The 23659-nt window shown below is 62.2% G+C and carries 24 protein-coding genes; 15 read left to right on the top strand and 9 right to left on the bottom strand.

Going from position 1 to position 23659, the window contains the following annotated elements; all coding sequences use genetic code 11:
- Positions 1-87: 87 nt before the first annotated feature.
- Positions 88-1719 carry an MFS transporter gene (locus tag FGL95_RS31785; protein ID WP_169594964.1) on the top strand — a complete coding sequence of 544 codons (1632 nt, stop codon included), beginning with the start codon at positions 88-90 and terminating at the stop codon, positions 1717-1719.
- 4 nt (positions 1720-1723) lie between these two features.
- Here the strand turns inward: FGL95_RS31785 and FGL95_RS31790 are convergent, their stop codons facing one another.
- The gene (locus tag FGL95_RS31790; protein ID WP_169594966.1) at positions 1724-2185 is read right to left on the bottom strand and encodes an iron chaperone; all 462 of its coding nucleotides are present in this window, start codon (positions 2183-2185) and stop codon (positions 1724-1726) included.
- 107 nt (positions 2186-2292) lie between these two features.
- Here FGL95_RS31790 and FGL95_RS31795 point away from each other — a divergent pair, with 107 nt between their 5' ends.
- Positions 2293-3528, top strand: a complete 1236-nt coding sequence (locus FGL95_RS31795) for a thiolase family protein (protein ID WP_169594969.1) — start codon at positions 2293-2295, stop codon at positions 3526-3528.
- A 53-nt stretch (positions 3529-3581) separates the two neighbouring features.
- Here the strand turns inward: FGL95_RS31795 and FGL95_RS31800 are convergent, their stop codons facing one another.
- Both FGL95_RS31800 and FGL95_RS31805 read right to left on the bottom strand, forming a co-directional pair.
- Positions 3582-4346, bottom strand: coding sequence for a trans-aconitate 2-methyltransferase (locus FGL95_RS31800; protein WP_169595009.1), 765 nt, complete (start codon positions 4344-4346; stop codon positions 3582-3584).
- A gap of 13 nt (positions 4347-4359) precedes the next feature.
- Positions 4360-4971, bottom strand: a complete 612-nt coding sequence (locus tag FGL95_RS31805) for a TetR family transcriptional regulator (protein WP_169594970.1) — start codon at positions 4969-4971, stop codon at positions 4360-4362.
- Positions 4972-5075: 104 nt separating this feature from the next.
- Between FGL95_RS31805 and FGL95_RS31810 the strand changes: the two genes are divergently transcribed.
- The 3 genes from FGL95_RS31810 (at position 5076) to FGL95_RS31820 (ending at position 7898) form a co-directional block, all read left to right on the top strand.
- Entirely contained in the window at positions 5076-5816 is a 741-nt protein-coding gene (locus FGL95_RS31810; RefSeq protein ID WP_169594972.1) for a nuclear transport factor 2 family protein, read from the top strand.
- An 85-nt stretch (positions 5817-5901) separates the two neighbouring features.
- Positions 5902-6294 (top strand): cupredoxin domain-containing protein, encoded by a 393-nt coding sequence (locus FGL95_RS31815; RefSeq protein ID WP_169594973.1) that lies wholly within the window; start codon positions 5902-5904, stop codon positions 6292-6294.
- 221 nt (positions 6295-6515) lie between these two features.
- Complete coding sequence (locus FGL95_RS31820; RefSeq protein ID WP_169594975.1) at positions 6516-7898, top strand: sensor histidine kinase; 1383 nt, start codon at positions 6516-6518, stop codon at positions 7896-7898.
- Here the strand turns inward: FGL95_RS31820 and FGL95_RS31825 are convergent.
- The 6 genes from FGL95_RS31825 to FGL95_RS31850 all read right to left on the bottom strand — a co-directional run bounded on the left by FGL95_RS31825 (position 7895) and on the right by FGL95_RS31850 (position 13721).
- Entirely contained in the window at positions 7895-8575 is a 681-nt protein-coding gene (locus FGL95_RS31825; RefSeq protein ID WP_169594977.1) for a response regulator, read from the bottom strand. The two genes, FGL95_RS31820 and FGL95_RS31825, sit on opposite strands and share 4 nt — an antisense overlap.
- Positions 8576-8583: 8 nt before the next feature.
- Complete coding sequence (locus FGL95_RS31830; RefSeq protein ID WP_338080112.1) at positions 8584-9168, bottom strand: DedA family protein; 585 nt, start codon at positions 9166-9168, stop codon at positions 8584-8586.
- A 61-nt stretch (positions 9169-9229) separates the two neighbouring features.
- A complete protein-coding gene (locus FGL95_RS31835; protein WP_169594978.1) occupies positions 9230-10111 on the bottom strand; it encodes a phosphatase PAP2 family protein in 882 nt (293 codons plus the stop codon).
- Positions 10112-10222: 111 nt separating this feature from the next.
- Positions 10223-11854 carry a UbiD family decarboxylase gene (locus tag FGL95_RS31840; RefSeq protein ID WP_169594980.1) on the bottom strand — a complete coding sequence of 544 codons (1632 nt, stop codon included), beginning with the start codon at positions 11852-11854 and terminating at the stop codon, positions 10223-10225.
- Between the two features lie 11 nt (positions 11855-11865).
- Positions 11866-12297, bottom strand: a complete 432-nt coding sequence (locus FGL95_RS31845) for an SRPBCC family protein (protein WP_169594982.1) — start codon at positions 12295-12297, stop codon at positions 11866-11868.
- Between the two features lie 11 nt (positions 12298-12308).
- Positions 12309-13721, bottom strand: a complete 1413-nt coding sequence (locus FGL95_RS31850; protein ID WP_169594983.1) for a UbiD family decarboxylase — start codon at positions 13719-13721, stop codon at positions 12309-12311.
- Between the two features lie 149 nt (positions 13722-13870).
- On the opposite strand from FGL95_RS31850, the gene FGL95_RS31855 reads away from it, so the two are divergent.
- The 10 genes from FGL95_RS31855 (at position 13871) to FGL95_RS31900 (ending at position 23229) form a co-directional block, all read left to right on the top strand.
- Positions 13871-14428 (top strand): TIGR02444 family protein, encoded by a 558-nt coding sequence (locus tag FGL95_RS31855; RefSeq protein ID WP_169594985.1) that lies wholly within the window; start codon positions 13871-13873, stop codon positions 14426-14428.
- Positions 14429-15067, top strand: a complete 639-nt coding sequence (locus FGL95_RS31860) for a UbiX family flavin prenyltransferase (protein ID WP_169594987.1) — start codon at positions 14429-14431, stop codon at positions 15065-15067.
- 126 nt (positions 15068-15193) lie between these two features.
- Positions 15194-17005, top strand: coding sequence for an NAD(P)H-dependent oxidoreductase subunit E (locus FGL95_RS31865; RefSeq protein ID WP_169594989.1), 1812 nt, complete (start codon positions 15194-15196; stop codon positions 17003-17005).
- Positions 17002-17703: a 2Fe-2S iron-sulfur cluster-binding protein gene (locus FGL95_RS31870; RefSeq protein ID WP_169594991.1), complete on the top strand. Its 702-nt coding sequence runs from the start codon at positions 17002-17004 to the stop codon at positions 17701-17703. The genes FGL95_RS31865 and FGL95_RS31870 overlap by 4 nt, the downstream gene beginning before the upstream one ends.
- Before the next feature lie 7 nt (positions 17704-17710).
- On the top strand, positions 17711-18325 hold the full coding sequence (locus FGL95_RS31875) for an NADH-quinone oxidoreductase subunit B family protein (protein WP_338080113.1): 615 nt from the start codon (positions 17711-17713) through the stop codon (positions 18323-18325).
- Positions 18326-18339: 14 nt separating this feature from the next.
- Positions 18340-19806 (top strand): nickel-dependent hydrogenase large subunit, encoded by a 1467-nt coding sequence (locus tag FGL95_RS31880; protein WP_169594993.1) that lies wholly within the window; start codon positions 18340-18342, stop codon positions 19804-19806.
- On the top strand, positions 19790-20281 hold the full coding sequence (locus FGL95_RS31885) for a hydrogenase maturation protease (protein WP_169594995.1): 492 nt from the start codon (positions 19790-19792) through the stop codon (positions 20279-20281). Before FGL95_RS31880 ends, FGL95_RS31885 begins: the two co-directional genes overlap by 17 nt.
- A 90-nt stretch (positions 20282-20371) precedes the next feature.
- Complete coding sequence (locus tag FGL95_RS31890) at positions 20372-20797, top strand: pyridoxamine 5'-phosphate oxidase family protein (RefSeq protein WP_169594997.1); 426 nt, start codon at positions 20372-20374, stop codon at positions 20795-20797.
- A 112-nt stretch (positions 20798-20909) separates the two neighbouring features.
- Positions 20910-21728, top strand: coding sequence for a hypothetical protein (locus tag FGL95_RS31895; protein WP_169594999.1), 819 nt, complete (start codon positions 20910-20912; stop codon positions 21726-21728).
- Positions 21729-22272: 544 nt separating this feature from the next.
- Positions 22273-23229, top strand: a complete 957-nt coding sequence (locus FGL95_RS31900) for an esterase/lipase family protein (protein ID WP_169595001.1) — start codon at positions 22273-22275, stop codon at positions 23227-23229.
- Positions 23230-23659: the final 430 nt, after the last annotated feature.

Consider the following 23659-nt stretch of genomic DNA (forward strand, 5'->3'; position numbering starts at 1 on the left):
TGGGCGATTCTATGTATGCCTGCATACATTCTGAACGGCACAACGCCGTGCCCCGCCCCAACCGGGCAAGCGAAAGGACCGCAGTAGATGAAGTTCCCCGAGCCTCCACTGAGCGTGGCGAGAGAAACAGACGCCGCCACCCCGATTCGTCCCGTCCTCGCGTTGATCGTGCTGTGTCTGGCGGAAATGCTTGTGTTGCTGGACAACACCATCGTCAACGTCGCGCTGCCTTCGATGAGCACAGCGCTCCACGGCAGCTTCAGCCAATTGCAATGGATCGTCGACGCGTATGTGCTCACCTTCGCTGGCCTGCTGCTCGCCTTCGGGCACCTCGGTGACCGCTACGGACGTCGCAGAGTCATGATCATCGGGCTCGTCGGCATCGGCGTGGCCTCGGTGGCAGGCGCGATGGCGGGCGGGATCGGCCAGATCATCGCCGTTCGCGCAGGCATGGGTGTGTTTGCCGCGGCCGTTTTCCCTGCCACGCTCGCATTGCTTACGACCTTGTTCCGAGACCCGCGTGCTCGCGCCGGTGCTGTAGCGGCGTGGACCGCGATGGCCGGCTTTGCGATCGCGATCGGCCCGACAGCTGGCGGTTGGCTGCTCGAGCACTTCTCTTGGCGTTCGGTGTTCTGGATCAATGTCCCGATCGCACTCGTACTGGTGGCAGCGGCACTGCTTTTGGTACCGGAGTCGCGCGGGGCTCATACCGGCCCGCTGGACGTCGTGGGAATCTTGCTGTCGCTGTCCGGTGTCACGACGCTGGTGTGGACGATCATCGAAGCGCCGCAACACGGTTGGACCTCGCAGATTACGTTTCTCGGCTACGCAGTTGCCCTCGCGTGCCTGGCCGCATTCATCGTTCGAGAGTTTCGGGCGCCGTACCCGGTCCTCAATCTTCGACTGTTCGCCATCCGGCGCTTCTCGCTGCCGGCGCTGTCGATCGCGGTCGCCTACTTCAGTATGTTCGGGTTCTTATTCCTGATCACGCAGTACTTCCAGGCTGTGCGGGAGTACACGCCGCTCGAATTCGGGATTCACTCACTGCCTTTCGCCGTGGCGATCGGAGTAGGTGCACCGGTAGCGGTAGTGCTGGCCCAGCGTTTCGGTACGACGGCACTGATCGTCTCGGGGTTGGCTGTCCTCGCGGTCGGGATGTTCCTCGCGGGGCAGGTGACGGTCGACTCGCCGTACGCAGGCATCGTTCTGGTCTCCATGATCTTGATGGGGCTGGGTCTCGCGATCGTGCAGGGTCCTGCCACGGAGGCGATCATGTCGTCGGTGCACGAAGACGAAGTCGGTGCGGGTGCGGGCGTGAACGACACAACCCGCGAGGTCGGCGGTGCACTCGGTGTCGCGGTGCTCGGTTCGATCGTGGCGTCGACCTACAAGACGCAGATCTGGCCGGTCATCGATTCCATCCCGGATTCGCTGACCAGCGCGGCCGACAAGGACTTCATGCGTCAGACGGCGATGAGCATCATCGGGTTGCGAGAACGGCAGGCGACGTCGCCGTTCGCCGGCCGGATCGAGCAGATCATCGATCAGATGAAAATTGCAGTTCTCGACGGTTTCCACACCGCAACGCTTGTGACGGTCGGCGCGGTCATCGTATGCGCCGTCGTCGTCGCAATCTGGCTTCCGTGGCGACGCAGCGAGAATCAGCAATCCGTCCTGCTCGGCTGGGCCGAGACGAAGGAGCCTGCGGACGTGTCGTGACGCCTCAGCTGACCGCGCGCTTGACGAGTTCGCCAATCAGCGCCTCGTCGGCCGCGGTCAACTTGGTGAGACCGTAGGCCGTAGGCCACATGGTTCCGTCGTCGATGTTCGCCGAGTCGCTGAAACCCAGCGTCGCGTAACGGGTGTTGAACTTCTCTGACGCCTGGAAGAAGCAGACGACCTTGCCGTCCTTGGCGTAGGCGGGCTGGCCATACCAGGTTTTCGGTGCCAGCTCCGGCGCGACCGCTTTGACAATGGCGTGGATGCGTTCAGCGATAGCGCGATCCGAAGGCGACATCTCGGCGATCTTCGCAAGCACATCGCTTTCGCCGTCGGCCTTCGTCGCACGTGATCCGCGGCGCGCGGCCTTCTTGAGTTCACTCGAGTGCTCTTTCATCGCGGCGCGTTCTTCTGCCGTGAACCCCACGGAGGCAGTACTTTTGGCAGTCTTGTTTGCTTCAGGCATGTCGTCGCTCCTGTTTCGCCTTTTGGATTTCGTTGACAACCCAAATGTATGAAGGCCGGGCGGTCATTGCTTCTCGAAAACTGATCGATCGCGACTAGTCTCGCCATATGAGCGATGCCTATGTCGTCGGTGGAGTCAGAACGCCGGTAGGAAAATACGGCGGCTCGCTTTCACACATTCGGCTCGACGATCTGCTCGGCCGCACGATGGTGGCCGCCTGCGAACGGGTCGGCGTGCCGCTCGAGCGAGTCGAGGAAATAACCGCCGGCTGCGTGAATTCCGCGCACGAGGGAATGGGCGACGTCGGTAGGTGGGCTGCGCTGGCGGCCGGTTTCCCCGACAGCGTCCCGGCGATCACGGTCAATCGATTCTGCGCGTCGTCGCTCAGCGGGGCGATCTCGTTGTCGCACGCGATCAAGTCCGGCGAACTCGGAATCGGCCTTGCCGCCGGCGTCGAATCGATGTCGCGTTCCGGCTGGGCGTTCATGAAAGGTGAGACGCCGTTTTCGCCGCGCGGTCCGTTGATCTTGCTCGACACCATGTGGGCCGGGGCGGGCGGTCCGCCGCACCCGGCACTCGCCGCACGCAACACCTACATCTCGATGATCGAGACCGCGCAGAACGTCGCAAACAAATACAGACTGACGCGCGAGGAGATCGACGCATTCGCATACCGATCGCACCACGACGCGGCAGCGGCGCGTGACTCGGGCCGATTGGCGAAAGAGATCCATCCCGTCGACATCGCCGCAACGCGAACGAGTCCCGCTCGCACCGTCGAACACGACGAGATGATTCGCTCGGACACGACGCTGGAGCGGCTAGCCACGCTGCCGCCGCAACCGGGCACCACACAGATGACGGCAGGAAATTCGTCACCGCTATCCGACGGTGCCAGCGCCGTGGTCATGGCATCGAGCGAATCGGTCAGCGAATTCGGCCTCGATCCGCTGGCCCGAGTGGTGTCTTCGGCGACGTACGCGCTCGATCCCAAGTTCATGGGCATCGCGCCCGCATGGGCGATCGCCACCGCCCTTCGCCGAGGCGGCGTCGCGCCCGCCGACATCGACGTATGGGAAGTGCACGAAGCGTTCGCTGCCCAGGCATTGGGTGTGCTGCGCGAATTGCCCGTTCAGCTCGACGGATTCACAGTTCCCGACGAGTTGCTCAACCCGAACGGGGGAGCGGTCGCAATCGGGCATCCGTTCGGATCGTCGGGCACGCGTTACGTCCTGACCTTGGCGACCGAACTACGCGAGCGAGGCGTCCGTTACGGGGTACTCGGTGTCTGCGTCGGATCCGGTCAAGGCGTGGCGCTACTGCTGGAGAACGCGTCGCTCTAAGTCGAGGAGCAGGTCGGCGCGGACGACCTGGATATCTACATCTCCAAGTTAGCTCACTTGACTTGTGCCACAACGAAAATCCGGCGGAACGGGTAAGCCGTCACGCCATCTCCGCGAGCAGGGTAGGCCTCCTCGAGTAGCGGGATCAGCTGCTTGCGGTAGTCCTGCCAGTCGTCGTCGGACAGCCGGGCCTCCACCTCGGTCAGCGCGGTTCCGCTGATCCAGCCGAACACCGGGTCGGCGCCCGTCAGCTGATGGATGTAGGTGGTCTCCCAGCAGTCGACGTTGCACCCTGCTTCGGTGAGGATCTCCGCGTAGCGCGACGGCGTCTCGACGATCTTGCCTTCGCTGAATCGCAAGTCCTGCAAGTGCGTTGCGAACGGCTCCCGCCGAGCGACCTCGCGCACGAGCCGGTGTGACGGCGCATCGAAGTTGCCGGGAACCTGTATTGCGATCCACGAACCGGACGCGAGTTGGCCCGCCCAGCGGACCAGCAGCTCAGCATGGGTCGGCGCCCATTGCAGGGCCGCATTGCTGACGACTACATCGGTGTCCGGCTTCGGCGACCAACTCTCCAGCTCGCCGACGTGCGCGTCGATTCCACGCTCGCGGGCGGCGGCCACCATCTCCGGCGAGCTGTCCAGCGCTTCGATGACAGCGCCCGGCCAGCGTTGCGCCAGAGTCGCTGTCAGGTTGCCCGGACCGCATCCGAGGTCGACGACGCGCCGAGGTGCGTCCACATTCACCCGCGACAACAGGTCGAAGAACGGCCTGCCGCGGTGATCGGCAAATGCCAGATAAACGTCGGGATTCCACATGGTTCGATGCATATCAGAGATTGATCATGGTCGCCACGACGAGGCGGGTGGCGTAGTCGGCGAGTTGTTTCTCCGTGACGGGCAGGCGCCCATCGGTCCAGTCCAGAACCAAGGAAACAAGCGCGCCCGACAGCGCGCTTCCTGCGAGCGCGAGTTCTGTTCGTCCGGCCTTCGACGCCGCTGGGCTGAGCGCCGATGCGAGAGTGGTCAGAAAGTCCGGCAACACCGCCGCGCGCCGATCGGTGAGCAGTTGGCTGGTGAGCGGTTCGCGAAGAAGGATGCGGACCCTCCGCGTGTCTGCGTCGAAGAAACCCACTGCGACGTCGAGCGCCGCCGCAACCGTCGCCGACATCTCCTCTCGACTGCCGACCGCGGCGATCGCGGTGCCGAGCTCGGCGTTGCACGCGTCGTATACCGCCACGACCAGTTCATCTGTGTTGGTGAAGCTTTCGTAGAAATAACGTGGACTCAACTCGGCTCGGCGACACACTGCGCGCATCGTCACCCCACTGACGCCATCGTCGCCGAGCAGTTCGAACCCGGCGCGCAATAGGGATTGCCGCCGATCGAGAACGCGGTCGTCGAAGGTCTGGCCGCGCCAGACCTTGGTGCGGGGTTTTTCCACGCGCGAGCTCCCATCGACGCCAACTGGTATCGGTTGATTCTAGTTCGATCATATGCCAGCATGAACTGGAATCACATGATTCCTAGTTGCGGAGGATTCCAAACATGTTCGACGAGTCGCGATTTCAGGCAGCGTTGGCACAACCGCGGTTGCGGCAGCCGTTGCCGAAGTATCTGCCGGGCAACCGCGCTGGAGCGCGCGTGCCCGTACTGGACGAGGATGCGTTGAATGCAATGACCGCGCAGTGGTTCGTCGATCTGGATCGCAAAGTCGCGCATTACGCCGGCTTCGGCGTCGACATCGCCTGGGTTGTCGAGTGGGCGAAGAAGTATTGGTGGAGCTGGTTGATGCGGGACATGTCGCTCAACGACGAGTTGTATACGCAGGACCTCCGCTACAAGGACCCCACGACGTTCGGCCGCATCATCGTGGGGCAGGAGGAGTTCCTGAAGTACAACTTCTCCTTCTTCGACGCCATCCCCGACTGGCGTTACGACCCCCTGCCGGGGGAGATCTACATCGATCTCACGCCCGAAGGCGAAACCCGAATTGTCATCCGCTACATCGGAAGTGGCCACTTCGATGGCGCCTTGCGCTTCTACCCTTACGACGAGTCCGCACCCGTGCTGAAAGGTGTCGGGACGTTCGTTCAGTGCACCGCCGTCGACCGCTACCACTTCAACGCCGACGGCTTGATGTACGAAGGTGAAACGTTGTTCGACCTTCTCGACGCCACCCAGTCCGCCGGGATCGTGCCGTCCGGCGACAGTTGGCAACTCCGCGCGCTGATGAAGGCGTCCTACGTTCCGAGCATGCTGCGGGATATCCGCCGGCTGCGTCGTTGAACCCGACACCTACCGGCGTCGTGTCTATGTCGGTAGGGGTCGGCGCCCGTCGACCGCGCCATTCACGAAGGGCCTGGTGGACATCATGCGCAAACTCGTCACGCTGATCTTCTCGACTGTGCTGACGTTATTCGCGCTAGCCGCGTGCGGATCCGATAGTGACAACAAGACCGACCAATCGTCGATGACGGGAATGTCGATGCAGTCCAAGACGGGTTCCGCGGACGCCGTCAAAGACGAGATCGTCATTTCGGGATTCGCCTACGTCGTCCCGGAGTCGTTCACCCCTGGGCAAAAGGTGACGATCCGAAACAACGACTCCGTCGAGCACAGCGTCACCTCCGACACGAAAGGCACATTCAGCACCGACGTCGAAGGCGGCGAGACCGCAACGCTGACCTTGCCGGACCAGCCTGGTACCTACACCTTTTACTGCACCTACCACCCCAACATGCACGGCACTCTCGTCGTGAAGTAGCTCGGCGCTACGGCGCGCCGAGTTCGGCGAGCAGGTTGGACCTTGCGCGAATTGCTCCAAGACGCTGTCGATTCGACCGTCGAGCTCGGCCCATGGCGCTGAACCAACGCTGAGCGAATGTAACGGCCGAATAGCGGCGCCTACCTCCGCTTGCGTTCAGCTGCTCCACAGCGTCGCAGTGGCAGAGTGCGACTCACGTCGTCGCGTTGCAACGGAGAGTGATGATCATCGAAACGTTGAATCCACAGCGGTGGAGTGTGCGAGCCAAGTCGGCTGTCGCCGCCGCATTCGTGGTGAGCGTGTGCTTTGCCATCGCGAGCGGGCTCTTGCTGTTCGTGCTTTACCGTTCGCTGGAAACGACTGCATTGGATGCTGCCGCAGCGCGCGCGGATCAGATCCGCGTGCAACTCGAGACCGATTCACCGACGAAGCTCGATCGCTCGTTGTTGGCCACCGACAGCCAGATCGGCGCTGTGCAGATAGTCGACGCGAGCGGCGCTGTGCTTGCAGCATCGAACGGGGCCCCGGCGGACCCGCTCGTGCGGACATCGATGAGCGACGGACAGCTCACCGATCTCGGCAGAGTCGAAGACCCCGACGGGACGTTCGACTACTGGGTGTCGGGCCGCGCGACGGCGGTCGGAGGGCGCACCGTCACGATCTTGGTGGGTGCCGACCGGGAACCGGTCGAATCTGTGGTGAGCAGAGTCGCAGTCCTACTGGCCATCGGCGCGCCGATTCTCCTGGTTGTCGTCGTGGTCAGTACCTACCGACTGGTGGGCGCCGCGCTTCGTCCGGTCGAAAACATCCGGGGACGGGTGGCCGCGATCTCGAGCACAGATCTCGCTCAGCGAGTGCCGGTGCCCATTGCACGCGACGAGATCGCGCACCTTGCAACGACGATGAACGAAATGCTCGCGCGGCTGGAAACGGGCCAAGCCGCACAGCAACGTTTCGTCAGCGACGCGAGCCATGAACTGCGTAGTCCGCTCGCCACGATTACGACCGCTCTCGAAATAGCAGCGGGTCGGCCCGACCTGATCGACAAGGACCTGATCGACGAGTCGTTGTTGCCCGAGGCGAGACGAATGAATCAGCTGATCGAGGACCTGCTGTTGTTGGCGCGATCAGATGAAAATGCCGTCGAATGGCAGCGTGTCGATGCCGATCTCGATGATCTGTTGTTGGCCGAAGCCGGGCGGCTTCGACTCATCGGAACTGTCGAGACCGTCGTCCATATCGAGCCCTGTCGCGTTGTGGGCGACCCGGCGGCGCTAGGTCGAGCGATTCGAAACCTCGTCGACAATGCGGCACGGCACGCCGCCTCGACGGTGACCCTTTCGTGTCGTCCCGAGTCCGATCGCGCTGTGATCAAGGTCTGTGACGACGGACCCGGGATACCCAGCTATGAACGCGACCGTGTCTTCCAACGATTCGTCAGACTCGACACCGCTCGAGCACGGGCGTCCGGCGGCGCCGGCCTCGGGTTATCGATTGTCGAGCAGATCGTCCGGGTGCACGGAGGAACGGTCGCGATAGCAGATACGCCCGGCGGCGGGACGACCTTCACTGTGTCTTTGCCACTCGGACAAACGATTAGCTAGGTCGCGGGCTCTGCGACGAGCCGGTAGCCGACGCCACGGACCGTCTCGACCGACGCCATGCCGAACGGCGCGTCGATCTTGCGTCGGAGGTACCCGACGTAGACCTCGACAATGTTCTCGTCGCCCTCGTAGTTGGTGTCCCACACCGATCGAAGGATTTCGGCTTTGGTGACCACATCGCCTTTGTTGCGTAGCAAGAATTCCAGGACACCGTATTCGCGCGGTGTGAGGGTCAGGACCACGTCGCCGCGCGCCACCCGCCTGCGGGCGGGATCGAGCGACAGATCGCCAGCAGTGAGGACGGCCGGCCGTCGCGGTGCGCCGCGGCGCATCAGCGCGCGCAGTCGCGCGACGAGAACGACGAACGAGAACGGTTTGATCAGGTAGTCGTCGGCGCCGAGGTCGAAGGCGTCGGCCAGGTCGTATTCGCCGTCCTTCGCCGACAGCATCAGCACCGGGAGCCACACTTCGCGGGCGCGCAGCTCCCGCAGCAGCTGATAGCCGCTCATCCCGGGCAGCATGATGTCGAGCACAGTGACATCGAAATCGCCTGTGGTTGCAGCGGCCAGCCCGTCGATGCCGTTGTGCTCGACATCGACGACGAAGCCCTCGGCGACCAAGCCACGGCGGATCGTCTCGGCGAGTCTGGTCTCGTCCTCGACCAGCAGAATTCGCACTCGTCCTCCTACGTCTGCACGGAATCTAACTCAGAAGTCGGCTGCCCAGCTCGGCTTCGGTTCCGGAGCGCCCTGCGAATGGAGTTCACGGTCAGAGGCGCGACCGACAGGGCAACAACCGCTATCAGGATCAGCTCGATATGGGAGCGCACGAATTCGATCCCACCCAGCCAATACCCGAGGACCGGCACGGCCACACCCCAAGACAACCCGCCGATGATGTTGTAGAGCGCGAATTCGCGATACCGCATGTCGGCAGCGCCTGCCATGACCGGCACGACTGTGCGGATCACCGGAACGAACCGAGCAAGGATGACGGTGCGTGCACCGTACTTGTCGAAGTACGCATGCGCGCGAGCTAGTTGATCGGGACCAAGCCTCTTGGCGGACCGGCGTTCGAATACGGCAGGGCCCGCCGCACGACCGATCACGTAGCCGCATTGATCGCCGAGTATCGCGGCGACTGGCACGGTCAGGAGTAGTACCCACACCGGAACAAAGGAATTCGGCTGCGCGGCGAGTACTCCTGCGGTGAAGAGCAAGGAGTCGCCCGGGAAAAAGAAGCCGAGCAGCAGGCCGGACTCGACGAACACGATTCGAGTATTCCGAGCAAGCCGAAGGTCGAGACCACTGTGTCGGGATTGAGCATTCCTGTCATTTCGATCCTCGCGGAAGGGCGTACGGGGGAGCCGGCACGGCTACTTCTGCGCCGGCGTACTCGCGATCGCGGCCGGAAAGCAATCCGACGACTGTAGCGAGCAGCGCGATGGCTGCAACTGCTGTGGCTCCGAGCAGCGCGCCCGCCGACACGTCGGTCAGCCAATGGACGCCGAGGTAGAGGCGGGTCATCATGACTGCGGCCACCACCATGAGTGCAGCGGCCGTTGCCGTGAGTTTCGTTGCAGTGCTGCGCGCTCGCAGGCCCGGCGCCGCGTCCGCCCACACCACGAGCAGGACCGCGCCGACCAAGGCCGTCGTCGCGGTGACGTGGCCGGACGGGAACGAGAAGTCGGTCTCGGCCATCATGTGTGCAGCAACAGGTGGCCGTTCTCGGCCGACGACATGCTTGATGAGCGTGCTGGCCGTTCCTGCCAGAACAACGGGGGAGAGCACCAACACCGCAGGACCGATCGCGCGGCGCTTCCAGCCGACGACTGCAGCAACGACCACCGCGATCACCGCAACACCAGCCGGTCCACCCACTGTGGTGACGGCGATCGCGACCGTCGTCCAGATGGGCGAGCGGTGTGCCACGAACCAATCGAGGGTCGCAGTGTCAGCGCCGGTCAACCAGCCGGACCGCGCGACCTGCACGGCGAGCACGATCAACATCGCGAGCAGCGCCGCCACGCGTACCGTCGCCCATCCGATGATCGCTGCCACGTTCTGATCGAAGCGAGCCCGTCGTTGCGCGAAGACGGAGAAGACGATCGCGACGGTAGCGATTGCGACGGTCCAGATGGCAATTTCTGCGGTCGCTATCTCGGTGGCGATTTCGGTGATCAGAGTGTCGACAACTCCTCGGGTTCCGTTCATCAGCCCAGTCTCTGGAACAAGCGCTGTGGAAACCCTGAGAGCGGTGACCAATGCCACTCGCCCGCGGTGTGGGCCGCTGCGAATTCACAGCGGCCCACAGCGGTAGATCAGCTACTCACGGTGCTTTGGATCGAAGTTCGAAGGCTGGCCTTCCTGCACGGCCACCGCAAAGTCCGTGTCGGAGAAGGTGTATCGGTACCACGGTGCGTCGTCGCAGCGACCGAGTTGGTGGCGCAGGTTGCTGAACGCCCCATACACCGTCCGATACGGCTGCCCGTTGTAGTGCTGGAGGATTTCCTTCCAGGTGCGGGGTGCCTCGCGGATGAGCGCGGCCATGTCGGTCGTCAACTCTTCCTCCGACATGACGACGACGTCGGGCGGTGGATCGCCGAGAACGAAGACCGTGCTGCGGTCGAAGTGTGAAGGCACGAATTTGGGACTGATCGGGACCGTGCAGTCGAGGCCGATCTTCGACGCGGTACCGGGCGCCGCATCTTCGGCGATCATCGGATCGACCGTCATCGTGTTGCCGTTCGGCAGCGTCACCGTGTCCAGGTGCGGCATATACCGATACGCCATCGCGAAAAGCACCGCGTTGTCGTCCCAGATGTCGACGTCGTCGTCGAAGACCATGGCAATCTTCGGCAGCCCCTGTTTCGAGCAGGACAGCATCACAGCGAGCGCCTGCTTCGAATCTCCCGCGCCCCTTGGCTTGATCTTCGCGTACGCAATGTTCGACAACCCGCCGAGCGGTGCACGGACCTCCTTCACGTCGATCCCCGCCATCGCGAGACCGCCGTAGAGATCGGATTCGATCATCGGCAGCTGGAGCATGTTGTCCGTGTACCAGGGATGCAGCCCGCCGATAGTCGCGTGTTGAAAGATGCCGCCCTTACGGAACGTCATCGCCTTGACGACAGCTCGGAAGTTGGCTTTGATTCCGCCGCCGTACATTCCGGTGAACTCGCCGTACGGTCCTTCGTCGTGGGTCAGGCCCTCGGTCGCCATCAGTTCGCACTCGAGCACGATCTCGGCATTGGCCGGCACCAGCAAGTCGATGGTCTCGCACTTCACGAGCTTGGCGGGCTGGCCGTAGAAACTGCCGAGGACCTCGAAGTCGTCCGTGCCGGGCGGCACGCCGGTAAGGGCGGCAACCTTGTCGACCAGCGGGCCACCGATCACGATGGCGAGCTCGAGATTTTGCCCTTTGGCCTGTGCCGCTTGGGCGTTCAACCGCGCCCGATGCGACGTGCAGGTCATGTCGAAGTTCTTCTCGTTCTTCGTACGGAACATGCTGCGGTAGATGCCCCAGTCGTAGACGCCGGTATTCGGGTCTTTGGTGACGACGAGATTGTCGTTCGTGTAGGCGTGGCCGTCTCGATCGTGGTGGAGAAACAGCGGCAGCCGGGTCAGGTCGACGTCGTCGCCGATCAGGATGACTTCCTTACACGGCGCCGTATCCACGATCTCGGGCTTGACCCGGCCCTTACCGAGTTCGACCATTCGGCGTCCGGTCTCGGTCTTGTCGCAACCAAGCGCCCATGCCGTTTGTTCTTGGTTCGAGTACGCGTTGGCCAGGAACTGAAACTCACAGTCGGTGATGTTCTCGACCAGCACCGCTGTGAGGGGGTTTTCCTCCATGACGGTGGGCAACTCGTCGACGCGCTTTTCCTCCTTGATGCGGACCAGAAGGCCGGCGGCTTCCATTGCGTCGACGAACTCGCTCAAACTCTGCTGCGGCATCGGGCTGGTCCTCAGTTGAAGGCGGGTGCGGGTTTTCCGGATTTGACTGCCTGGGCGAGGTGGTGCAGAAGCACACCCCAGATCGTGTTGCATTTGCGGTAATTGCCGTGGGTTCCCGGCCAACCGCTGTGTGTGAGGACGAGCAGAGTGGTGCCCTCGTCGAGGGCTGAGATCTCGAATGTGGCCTTCGTTCCGACCGAGTCACCGGGTCCGGCCGCGCAAAGCCATTCGACATGCGACGGTTGCGAAGCGACGACTTCCCAGGCGAATTCGGGCCGCCCGCTGAACTTGAACTCCCATTTGCTGCCGACCTCGCCGGTCCCGACCGCGTGCGGCGTTTGCCAGGACTGGATGCCTTCGGCAGTGGTCAACGCGGTGAAAACCTGCTCGGGTGAGCCGCTTATCTTGATCTCGTGACTGATTTCGTGGCGTGTTTCGGGCATTTTCGAACCTTTCACGGTGCGCGATTGCGGAGTTCTGGGAAGTCGTAGTCACGCCAGCCCGGCACGTCGGCCACCATGACGAATTCGTGTCCGTGTTCTGCGACGGACGGTCCGCAAGCCTCGTCGGACCCGGCGATCCGGACATCGGTTCCGTAGGGATAGGTCGCGTCGATGGCCAGTGCGGAACCCATTCGCTGGTCGAGCGGAATGTCATCGGAGACCGACGGATCGAGCGGTCCGGCAGGTAGTTGATCGACGAGGATCACGTCGCGCGACGGCTGTGTCCGGAAGGCGACGGCCCATTCCACTTGATCGGAGTTGTTGACGTCGATGTCCGGGTCGACGACGATCACCGTTTTCGGCCTCAGGTTCGTTCCCATGGCCATAAGGATTGCCGCGCGTGCCTCACCGGAGTACCGCGGGCGCATGGCAATGACGATGTAGAACGAGACACCACCAGAAGACGGGACGGCGACCTTTTCGATCGTCGGGAATTGACTTCGCATCATCTGGAAGAACGATGCCTCGAACGGCAATTGTTTGAGCGTGTGATTCTCGGTGGGTGGCACACCGGTCAGCAACGCCTGGAAGTACGCGTCGTTGCGATGGGTGATCGCCAGAACGCGCGCGATCGGCTTCATCGACCCCGGCGTGTAGTACCCGGTGTACTCGCCGAGCGGCCCCTCGAAAACCTCGTTGGCGAATTGGACCTCGAACTCGATGACGACTTCCGCGCGGGCGGGCACGTTCACGTCGTTTGTTCGGCATTTGACGAGTTCGACTGCCGCACCACGCAATCCGCCCGCGACCGCAAAATCATTGGTGTCGTCGGTCGCCTGGATCGGACACGTGTAGGCGAGCATCGGATCGACTCCGATCACCAACGCGGCTCGGAATGTCTGCTGGCCCAACCTGACCGCCTTTGCAAGGTTCTTTCCGAACCGATGCATGGGCTGCGCGAGGAACGACATGGTGTTCTTGTCGATGATTTGAAAGCGGTAATGACCCATGTCCGGAATCCCGGTCTCGGGATCATGGCTGACGACGATGCCCGGCGTGATGTACGGACCGCCATCGTTCGGACTGTATTTCGGCACCGGCAAGGTGGAGAGGTCGATGTCGTCGCCTTCGATGACGTTCTCGTGCACTGGCGCGTCGTCGACCAGCACCGGCGGTATCGGGTTCGAAAGTCCATTGAGGATCTTCCCGAATGCCTCGTCCTCTGTGGCCTGAAAGGCGATGAGCGCCTTCGCTCGTGAGTTGTAGACACCGGCCACGAGGGGGAATGGTGTGCCGTTGTTCTTGAAAACGAAGGCGGGCCCAGCGATGGATGCGCTCTTGCGCAGGCCCTTGGCTACTTCGAGTTCCAGCGCGACCGGACGGTCGACGTCCACCAACTCGCCTTGCTCGCGAAGTGCAGTCAAAAAATCTCGGAAATCCTGAAATGGCATCGCGGCCTTCATTCTCCATGCGGGACGACGGTCTGCGAAGTATCGTCGCATTCCGAACAATTGTTTGGCGGCGCATTGACCCACAAGATTTATTCTGAAAATCCGGACGGCGGTGAAGCGACGTGCACGCAGAAACGAACTCCGCGGTATCGGATTCGAGGCTCACTCGCTTTGCGCTGGGAATCTACCGCGCCGACGGTGTCTCGACGGCCTGCCTGATGCTGCAGGAACGTTTCGAATTGGATGTGAACCTGGTGCTGTTTGCAGCATTCTTCGGAGCACAGGAGGGGTGCGCGTTGACTGCGACACATATCGATGCACTTGCCGATCGAATCGGTCCATGGCACGCCGAAGTGGTCCGGCCGCTGCGAGCAGTGCGGAAGCGTTTGAAGACAGGCCCTGCACCCGCACCCGACGCGCGCACCGCCGAGCTGCGAAATGCTCTGCAGCGCTTGGAGATCGACGCCGAACTGATCGAACTCGCAGAACTCGCCGCAATGGGGGAGACTCTCGAAGCCGGCCCGGCCGCCGGCGCTACCGCTACGCGCGCCGCGGCAGCGATCGAGGTTGTCGTGGGTGCGAAGAGCAACCGCGAGCTGGACAGCGATGAGCGCGCGGCCATTGTCCGCATTGCCGACGCAGCGGCAGCACTGGTCGGCGACACGGCCCGGGTGATGTGAATGAAACGGCTGATCGTTGCGATAACCGGCGCCTCGGGTGCGATTTACGGAATCCGGGCGCTGGAATTGCTCAGAGACGTCGAGGACGTCGAGACCCACGCGATACTCACCGCATCGTGCATGCGCACGATAGTGGAAGAAACCGACTACAAGCCTGACGAGGTACGTGACCTCGCGGACCGCGTCTACAACCCGAAGGACATTGGCGCCGCAGTGTCGTCAGGATCGTTCATCACGGCAGGGATGCTCGTTGCGCCGTGCTCGGTCAAGACGCTCAGCGGAATCGCCAACTGCTACAACGACGAACTGGTCGTCCGCGCCGCGGATGTCTGCCTGAAGGAGCGTCGACGCGTCGTCCTGCTGTTGCGCGAGACTCCGTTGCACGCCGGCCACATCGAACTGATGGCCCAAGCAACGCGCAACGGCGCCATCCTGATGCCGCCGGTCCCGGCGTTCTATCACCGACCGGCCACCCTGGACGACGTGGTGAATCAGACCTTGGCACGAGCGCTGGACCTCCTCGACATCCCGCTACCGGGGACCAAACGGTGGGACGGTACCGGGCGGGGCGCGGTCCGCCCGCGTGTCGTCGATCGGGGTCAAAACGGCCTGTCGCTTGCGAATCCGATCGAGCGCTGACTGCAGTCCGGCGGGAGCGGGAAGATCGCGTTACGCTCGAGGCTGTGCGTGGCCGCGTATATGCAGTCGGTCCGGGCGACTCGAGTTTCGATGCGCTCGGCGGAGACGCGGCATGAGTGATGCGCAATGACATCGTCGTCCAATGGCATCGAGACGATCCTCGCGCGGCACGGGTCGGACAGGACCCGGCTGATCGATATTCTCTGGGACGTCCAGCATCTGCTGGGCCACATCCCGCGGGACGTGTTGCCACAATTGGCGACGGCGTTGCACACAACCCCACTCGACATCGTCGAGACCGCGTCGTTCTATCGGTTCTTCCGCACCGAACCGGCCGGGAGATACCCGATCTACCTGAGCAACACGGTGATTGCGAAGATGCACGGCTATTCGGCCGTGTACGACGCGCTGGAACAACAGACCGGCGCGCGGTTCGGTGGGGCCGACGACTCGGGAACATTCGGATTGTTCGAAACATCGTGCATCGGGCTCAGCGATCAGGAACCTGCGATGCTGATCGACTCCGTCGTGTTCACGCGATTGACGCCGGAAAAGGTCGCACACGTCGTTGCGCAGTTACGAGCAGGCCGTTCCCCGGTCGAGATCGCGAACCCAACTGGGCTGCCGATCACAGACATCGCGTACGTCGATGCCTTGGTGGAATCGAATATTCGCAGGCGCGGCCCGGTGTTCTTCGGCGACGGGACCGACTATCGAGCCGTGCTCGACCGTTGCTTGGCCCGCACTCCCGATCAGGTCACCGAGACGATCAGTGCGTCGAAGTTACGCGGGCGCGGCGGTGCCGGATTTTCTACCGGCTCGAAATGGCGGCTGTGCGGTGCGGCGGCCGGCGACGAGAAATACATCATCTGCAACGCAGACGAAGGCGAGCCCGGCACTTTCAAGGATCGGGTGCTGCTCACCCGCGACCCGAAGAGTGTCTTCGTCGGAATGATCATTGCCGCTTACGCAATCGGCAGTGGGCACGGGATCGTCTATCTCCGTGCGGAATACACCTATCTGAAGAACTATCTCGAACATCAACTCCAGGAACTCCGGTCGGACGGGCTGCTCGGTCGCGATGTCGGCGACAGACCAGGATTCGACTTCGACATCCGCATCCAACTCGGTGCAGGTGCCTACATCTGCGGCGAAGAGTCTGCGCTGATCGAGTCCTGCGAGGGCAAGCGAGGCACACCGCGGGTGAAACCGCCCTACCCGGTCGAGGTGGGCTACCTGGGCAAGCCCACCTGCGTCGACAACGTCGAGACCTTCGCTGCCGCCGCCCGAATCATGGAGGAAGGCGCAGAATGGTTCGCGGCGATGGGGACGCTCAATTCTGCCGGCACCCGTCTGTTGAGCGTCGCCGGAGACTGTGACCGGCCGGGAATCTACGAGGTCGAATGGGGAATCACGCTCAACGAGGTGTTGTCCTTGGTCGGCGCGCAGGATGCTCACGCCGTTCAGATCAGCGGGCCGTCGGGTGAATGCGTATCCGTTCGTACCGACGGAGAGCGGACGATCGCCTACGAGGACATTTCCTGCAACGGTGCGTTCACCGTCTTCAACGCCGAACGCGACTTGCTGGAATGCGTGAAGGATTTCGCCGAGTTCTTTGCCGACGAGTCCTGCGGCATCTGCGTGCCGTGCCGGGTGGGCACCGTCGAACTGCGGAGGAAGGTCGACCTCGTGCTGACCGGGCACGGCAGCGAGCGCGATCTCAACGACATCGTCAGTTGGGGCACGTTGATGCGTCGGACCAGCCGGTGCGGATTGGGCGCGACCGCAGCGAATCCCGTCGTGACCACCCTCGAAAAGTTCCCCGAGATCTACCGCTCGCGAATCCACACACCCGAGGGCAGCCTGCTCCCGTCGTTAGACCTCGACTACGCGCTCAGCGGGAACAAGACCGAGCGTGAAGGCGGTGGTGCCGGATGAACATCGACATCGAGATCGACGGACGTCCGGTTGCGACGGTGAGCGGTCGAAATCTCGTCGACGTCGCAGCCGAAGCAGGCGTGTACATCCCGACGCTCTGCTACTTCGAAGGCAAGCCGTGTCTCGGCACGTGCAGGGTGTGCTCGGTGAAGGTCGACGGCCACGTCGTCGCCGCGTGCACGGTTCGCGTTGCTGCGCATATGAAAGTCGAAGTCGACGAACCGGATACCGCCGATATGCGCAAAGCGCTGGTGGAAATGTTGTTCGCCGAGGGAAATCACAATTGTCCGAGTTGCGAGAAGAGCGGTCGCTGCAAACTCCAGGCTGTCGGCTATGAGGTCGACATGCTGGTCTCCCGGTTCCCGTACCGTTTCGCCGCACACGAGCGTGACCACGCTGCCGAGCGAATCTGGCTGGAGCGCGATCGCTGCATCTTCTGCCAGCGATGTGTGGAGTTCGTCCGTGACGACGACGGCGAGAAGATTTTCAGCATCAGCGGTCGTGGCGCCTCTGCGCGGATCGAGATCGACACCGGTCGTGCCGACGCGATGTCGACCGAGCAGATCCGCGAAGCCGTCGCACTCTGCCCAGTCGGCGCGATCCTGGAAAAAGGGGTCGGTTACAACGTCGCGATCGGTGCGCGAAAGTTCGAGATCGAATCCGTCCGCGCACGCGCGCTGGACGGACTGGCAGATTGAGTGGGCTGTGGACGACATTGCATCGCACGATCTGCCCGCAACACCGCCGAGTGCGGAACTGACGACCGAGCGCGAGGGCAAGATCAGGGTGTCCATGATCGCTCTATGCGGTTGCTGGGGATGTACGTTGTCGTTCCTCGACATGGACGAGCGGATCCTGTCGCTGACGACGAAGATCACGATCGAACGGTCGTCGCTGACCGATATCAAGCGCATAAAGCGACGAAGTGCGATCGGATTCATCGAGGGCGGTGTCGCCAACGAGGACAACATCGAGACGCTGCGTCACTTCCGCGAGAACTGTGACATCTTGATTTCGGTTGGGGCGTGCGCGATCTGGGGCGGGGTGCCGTCCATGCGGAACGTCTTCGAGCTCAACGACTGCCTTTCGGAGGCATACATCGATTCGCCGACGGCGGTACCGCACGCCCTCCCGATCGTCCCTCGGCACCCGGACATCCCGCGACTCACGACGAAGGTCTATCCGTGCCACGAGGTGGTGAAGATGGACTACTTCATTCCCGGATGCCCACCGTCGGCGGATGCGATCTTCGACGTACTGGACGATCTGATCAGCGGCCGACCGGTCCAGCTGCCCAAATCACTCAATCACTACGACTGATCGGGAGAACGGGCGTGAGCAGAAAAATTGTCATCGATCCGGTCACCCGTATCGAAGGGCATGGGAAGGTCACAGTCCATCTGGACGACGACAACAACGTCGTCGATGCCAGGCTGCACGTCGTCGAATTCCGCGGTTTCGAGAAATTCGTTCAAGGCCACCCGTATTGGGAAGCGCCGATGCTGATGCAACGCATCTGCGGAATCTGCTTCGTCAGCCATCATCTGTGCGGTGCCAAGGCGCTCGACGACATGATCGGCGTGGGCTTCGGATCCGGAGTCGGTCTCACGGCAACGGCCGAGAAGGTCCGCCGACTCGGGCATTACGCGCAGATGCTGCAGTCCCACGCCACCGCCTACTTCTACCTCGTCGTTCCGGAAATGTTGTTCGGCATGGATGCCCCGCCCGAACAGCGCAATATTCTCGGCCTGATCGAGGCGGACCCGGACCTAATCAAACGCGTAGTCATGCTGCGCAAGTGGGGCCAAGAGGTCATCAAGGCGGTCTTCGGTCGCCGAATGCACGGCATCAGCTCGGTTCCGGGCGGGGTCGACAAGAGTCTCAGCAGCGCTGATTGCGACCGGTTCCTCAACGGCGAAGACGGCCTGCCGTCGATGGATCAAGTGATCGACTACGCGCAGGACGGTCTCCGGTTGTTCGCGGAATTTCACGAGAAGCACCGCGGCGAGGTCGATGGTTTCGCCGTTGTGCCCGCGTTGAACATGTCGTTGGTCGACGCCGACGGCAACGTGGATTACTACCACGGAAGACTGCGCATCGTCGACGATCGTAAGGAGATAGTCCGCGAAATCGACTATCACGACTACCTCGACCATTTCTCCGAAGCGGTGGAGGAGTGGAGTTACATGAAGTTCCCTTTTCTGACGGAGCTCGGGCGAGAAAAGGGTTCCGTGCGAGTCGGTCCGCTCGGTCGGATGAACGTCACTACATCACTGTCGACACCGCTCGCCCGTGCCGCGCTCGAACGATTCCACGCATACAGCGATGGCGCAGCGAACAACATGACGCTGCATACCAATTGGGCCCGTGCGATCGAGATACTCCACGCCGCGGAATTGATCAGAGACTTGTTGCAGGATCCCGCCGTCCGTGGCGACGACCTTCTCGTTGCTCCCGCCGACGGCGCATGGACCGGCGAGGGAATCGGCGTCGTCGAAGCGCCGCGGGGCACGTTGTTGCACCACTATCGCGCTGGCCCCGAACGTGAGATCACGTTCGCGAACCTCATTGTCGCCACGACACACAACAATGCCGTCATCAACCGCACAGTACGGTCGGTCGCCGACGCCTTCCTCGGCGGAAAGCGCAACATCACCGAAGGCATGATGAATGCGATCGAGGTCGGAATACGGGCATACGATCCGTGCCTGAGTTGCGCTACGCATGCCCTGGGCGAGATGCCGTTGATCGTCACCGTCTACGACTCGGCGGGCGAGGTAGTCGATGAACGCATTCGGTGACGGTCCGACGGTCGACCTCCGCGACTTCGACAGCCAGGCCTGTTTGATCTACGGGATCGGCAACGTCGGTCGGCAGGACGACGGGCTCGGCTGGGCATTCGTCGACCAACTGGAAAACAGCGGACTGTGCCCGAACGCGGAAACGTATCGGAACTACCAACTGCAACTCGAAGACGCCGACCTCCTCAGTCGCATGCAACGTGTGCTGTTCGTGGATGCGACGAAAGACAAGAACGTCACGTCGTTCGAGATCCACCAGCCGGCACCGCTGCTGGATTACACCTTCACGTCGCACGCGCTGTCGATACCGGCGGTCCTGGCGACCTGTCAGCAGTGCTTCGACCACCTTCCCGACGTGTTCGTGCTCGCAATCCGCGGCTACGAATTCGAATTGCAGGAAGGGCTGACTCCGCGCGCGCGGCGGAACCTCAGCGAGGCAACGGCACGTATTTGTGGCACAACGTCATATCGATAGCGGGACAAAGCCTCTCAACACGGTGCCGAGGCTCGGGTATCCATAGATCCGTCGGGTACAACCTCACTTCACGACACCGAAGGTACGACGATGAACCTTGTGACCGCGGGCGACGATACGAGCCCAATCACGGTGCTCTCCACAGCGCAGAGTTGGGAGCTACTCAGCCAGGGCCGGTTGGGACGACTGGTGCTCAGCGCGGCAGGACGTATCGACATCTTTCCGATCAACTACGTCGCCGACCGCAACCGGATCTACTTCCGCACCGCCGAGGGCAGCAAACTCGTCGAACTCACCATTCACGATGACGTGGTGTTCGAGGTTGATCACGTAGGGGAGGGCTCGGGCTGGAGCGTCATCGTTCACGGCACCGCTCGCCGCCTCGAAAGCTACGGCGAAATCGCCGCCGTAGAAGAGCTGAATCTACGGTCGTGGATTCCGACTGAGAAACACAACTACGTCGAGATCGTGCCAACTGAAATCACCGGACGCCAGGTCCGATTCGGCGAGGAATGAGGCAACGAACGTCGGGGGGTGACGCCGTCGCTGTGACGATCAGCTGTGCGGGTGGTCGAACGACCGATAGATTAGTGGCACTAGTTCGACCAGCCAGCCGAGTAGGTGCCCCATGCCTCCGCAGCCGCCCAGTGTGCGCAAACTAGCTCTGACCATCGACGGCAAGACAATCCCTCTGCTAGGCGCCAGCGGCGGACACATCAAGGCGACCGTCAGCACCACATTTTCCGGCACTGGCGGGGCGCCCAAGCGGCAAATTTCCTCGTATGGTTACGCGGACTTGCGGATCGAATTCGGCATAGCGATGGGCGCTGCGATCCGCGATTGGATCAATGCATTTCTCGGCGGGATGCAGACCGCGAAGAGTGGAACTGTACTCGAGCTCGATCAGAACAATCGTGTCAAGGCGTTTCATGATTTCACTGGCGCACGGATAACCGAACTCATAGTTCCTCAATGCGATGCGAGCAGCACCGCTGCAGGCAAGTTCACTCTCATCGCTGCAGTGAGCAAAGTAGTGCCACGCGCCGGCGATGGCTCGCTGGTGACGTTCGGACCAGATGCAACAAAGCCCTGGCTACCCGCAAATTTCAGAATCACGATTCCCGGGGTACCGACCACCCACGTCAGCATCATCGACACTTTCTCGTTCCGCCGCCAATCCAACAGCACCGTTCCCGGCGACCTAGTCACAACCGTCAGCGAGCTCGACGTCAAACAATGGCAGGCGTGGATCGATGACTTCGTAATCGCCGGGCACAATGCGCAAAGCAACGAGAAGTCGGGCGCCATCGAATGGCTGGCACCCAATTTCAGCACCGTGCTCGGAAAGCTCACGCTCAACCAGATAGGCATCTTCGAACTCGCCCGAGCAGAAACCAGCGGCTATCGCGCAAGTTTGTATTTCGAGACCAGCCAACTAGTCCAGTGAACTGCCATCAATTCGTCACAGTGACGTTATGTGGCTGGTGAGCAAGATGTGGTTCAGTGGGAGCAGGTGAGCCCGAAGCGTCACAGTGACGAATTTATGATTTCCGCTGGGTCGAGAGGGCCGGGCCGGGCCATCGGATCTGGATCGCAATTTCAGTCTCTGCGGTTGTTCTAGTTACGCGGAGGCTGTGACATCAAGTCGACAACGATAGATCACAAACTGCCGCAGTAGATTTGGGAATAACAGCGGTTCGGTCCAAGGATATCGCCAGGTCGTTGTTTCGCCGATAATCGACATTATGTCAAGTACACTCCTGCGTATTGCATCGGATGAATCAATCTGGCTGCCTGTTCTTCACCCAGGGAGGACTCATCGATTCGGTGGGAATCGCTTACCTGCCCAGCGGGCCCCGAATCTGGGGGAACCGCGACACGACGGATGCGGCGCGGCGCCACCTGCCGGCGCCAATAATGAATCATCCTGACGCGCTGGGCGTTAACGCTAGACTTGCGCTCACTGGTGAACCCGCGCGTGAGGTGCTCCGATGATCAAGCGACCATTCGCGAAACTCTGCCTGGTCCTCGCGGTCGGCGCTGCGATGCTCGCTCTCGCCGCGCCGGTGGCGGTTGCTGATCCCTCCGGCCCCGAAACGACGAGCTTCTCTTCGGCCCTTGCTTACGCGTTGACGCATCCCGACGCCGATGCGCCGGGCGCCAACGACTGGTCGTGCCATCCTTCGGCGAGTCATCCGCGGCCGGTCGTCCTCGCCCATGGTCGGACCGAGAACCGGTACGACAATTGGGCCCGGCTGGCGCCCGCACTCTCGCGTGCAGGGTATTGCGTGTACGCCCTGAACTATGGGCACGAGACCGAGAGCGTCCTCGGATTGCACCCAGCGATCATGGGGCTCGGTGATAATCGCTTGTCCGCGAAGGAATTCGCCACGTTCGTCGATCGGGTGCGGTCGGCGACAGGAGCCACCCAGGTCGACGTCGTGGGGCATTCCCAGGGTGTGCTCGTGGTACGGCAGTACCTCCGATTCGAAGGTGGTGCCAATCCATCGAACCCGTCGCTGAACAAGGTGAGGACGCTCGTCTCGATATCCGGTGCCAATCATGGCATCTCCATCCCGGGACTCGAACCAGTCCTCCTGAAGCTGATGGGAGTAGCTGCGCCGATCGTTGGCACTGGGCAACAGCAAGTGTTCGCGGGTTCCGATTTCATCGGTGCGCTCAACGACGGCAGCGAGACGATGCCCGGCGTGAATTACATGGCGATCGCCACGCGGTACGACGAGGCCGCGATCCCCTACGGAACCTCATTCCTCAGTGCAGGCGCGGACGCGACGGTACGCAACGTGACCCTGCAGGACGGTTGCGAAATCGATCTCTCCGAACACTTCGGCATCTCGTACTCGCCACGGACGATCGGTTATGTACTCGAGGCGCTCGACGGCAGCGCCCCGCCGCCGCCGTGCCAATTCCAGCCTCCCCTACCGTGACTCGTTGCGCGACCCATCGGCGTGCAACCTGTCCTCGCCGGACTTCGCAAAAGCTGGTCGCCCTCGCCGACGGATCCTGAGAGACCGCCGAGTCCTGGGCAGTTCAGGGTTTGCGAAGTCGGCCACAAACACGTCGTCGGATCGATCACCCGCTGCGGGACCGGTCCCCTGCCTCACACCCGAATAGTACGAGATCGAATACGCAGCTTTACCAGTCATTGCCGTCGGTACCCACTTGTCTCGTGACAATTGGTCAGCCGACTCTTTCGTCTTGTCTACACGCCGAAATGGGCCTCGGCCCAGCAAGTGTCAGCAGTCACGTAATTCCCCACCTCTGAGGGGTTGTCCGTCACGTAATTCCTCACCCGCCGTCACGTAATTCCCCACCCCGTGGGGCGTGTCCGGTCCGGGGTTCGGGTGCTGCTCAGGT

Origin of the sequence: Antrihabitans stalactiti (assembly GCF_012932915.1) — a bacterium.
In the GTDB taxonomy this organism is placed as follows: Bacteria; Actinomycetota; Actinomycetes; order Mycobacteriales; family Mycobacteriaceae; genus Antrihabitans; species Antrihabitans stalactiti.

What these genes read in the sequence shown, in the direction of transcription:
- FGL95_RS31785 (WP_169594964.1), top strand. Translation starts at nt 88, where the DNA reads ATGAAGTTCCCCGAGCCTCCACTGAGCGTGGCGAGAGAAACAGACGCC.
- FGL95_RS31790 (WP_169594966.1), bottom strand. Translation starts at nt 2,185, where the DNA reads ATGCCTGAAGCAAACAAGACTGCCAAAAGTACTGCCTCCGTGGGGTTC.
- FGL95_RS31795 (WP_169594969.1), top strand. Translation starts at nt 2,293, where the DNA reads ATGAGCGATGCCTATGTCGTCGGTGGAGTCAGAACGCCGGTAGGAAAA.
- FGL95_RS31800 (WP_169595009.1), bottom strand. Translation starts at nt 4,346, where the DNA reads ATGTGGAATCCCGACGTTTATCTGGCATTTGCCGATCACCGCGGCAGG.
- FGL95_RS31810 (WP_169594972.1), top strand. Translation starts at nt 5,076, where the DNA reads ATGTTCGACGAGTCGCGATTTCAGGCAGCGTTGGCACAACCGCGGTTG.
- FGL95_RS31815 (WP_169594973.1), top strand. Translation starts at nt 5,902, where the DNA reads ATGCGCAAACTCGTCACGCTGATCTTCTCGACTGTGCTGACGTTATTC.
- FGL95_RS31820 (WP_169594975.1), top strand. Translation starts at nt 6,516, where the DNA reads ATGATCATCGAAACGTTGAATCCACAGCGGTGGAGTGTGCGAGCCAAG.
- FGL95_RS31835 (WP_169594978.1), bottom strand. Translation starts at nt 10,111, where the DNA reads ATGAACGGAACCCGAGGAGTTGTCGACACTCTGATCACCGAAATCGCC.
- FGL95_RS31840 (WP_169594980.1), bottom strand. Translation starts at nt 11,854, where the DNA reads ATGCCGCAGCAGAGTTTGAGCGAGTTCGTCGACGCAATGGAAGCCGCC.
- FGL95_RS31845 (WP_169594982.1), bottom strand. Translation starts at nt 12,297, where the DNA reads ATGCCCGAAACACGCCACGAAATCAGTCACGAGATCAAGATAAGCGGC.
- FGL95_RS31860 (WP_169594987.1), top strand. Translation starts at nt 14,429, where the DNA reads ATGAAACGGCTGATCGTTGCGATAACCGGCGCCTCGGGTGCGATTTAC.
- FGL95_RS31865 (WP_169594989.1), top strand. Translation starts at nt 15,194, where the DNA reads ATGACATCGTCGTCCAATGGCATCGAGACGATCCTCGCGCGGCACGGG.
- FGL95_RS31870 (WP_169594991.1), top strand. Translation starts at nt 17,002, where the DNA reads ATGAACATCGACATCGAGATCGACGGACGTCCGGTTGCGACGGTGAGC.
- FGL95_RS31885 (WP_169594995.1), top strand. Translation starts at nt 19,790, where the DNA reads ATGAACGCATTCGGTGACGGTCCGACGGTCGACCTCCGCGACTTCGAC.
- FGL95_RS31890 (WP_169594997.1), top strand. Translation starts at nt 20,372, where the DNA reads ATGAACCTTGTGACCGCGGGCGACGATACGAGCCCAATCACGGTGCTC.
- FGL95_RS31895 (WP_169594999.1), top strand. Translation starts at nt 20,910, where the DNA reads ATGCCTCCGCAGCCGCCCAGTGTGCGCAAACTAGCTCTGACCATCGAC.
- FGL95_RS31900 (WP_169595001.1), top strand. Translation starts at nt 22,273, where the DNA reads ATGATCAAGCGACCATTCGCGAAACTCTGCCTGGTCCTCGCGGTCGGC.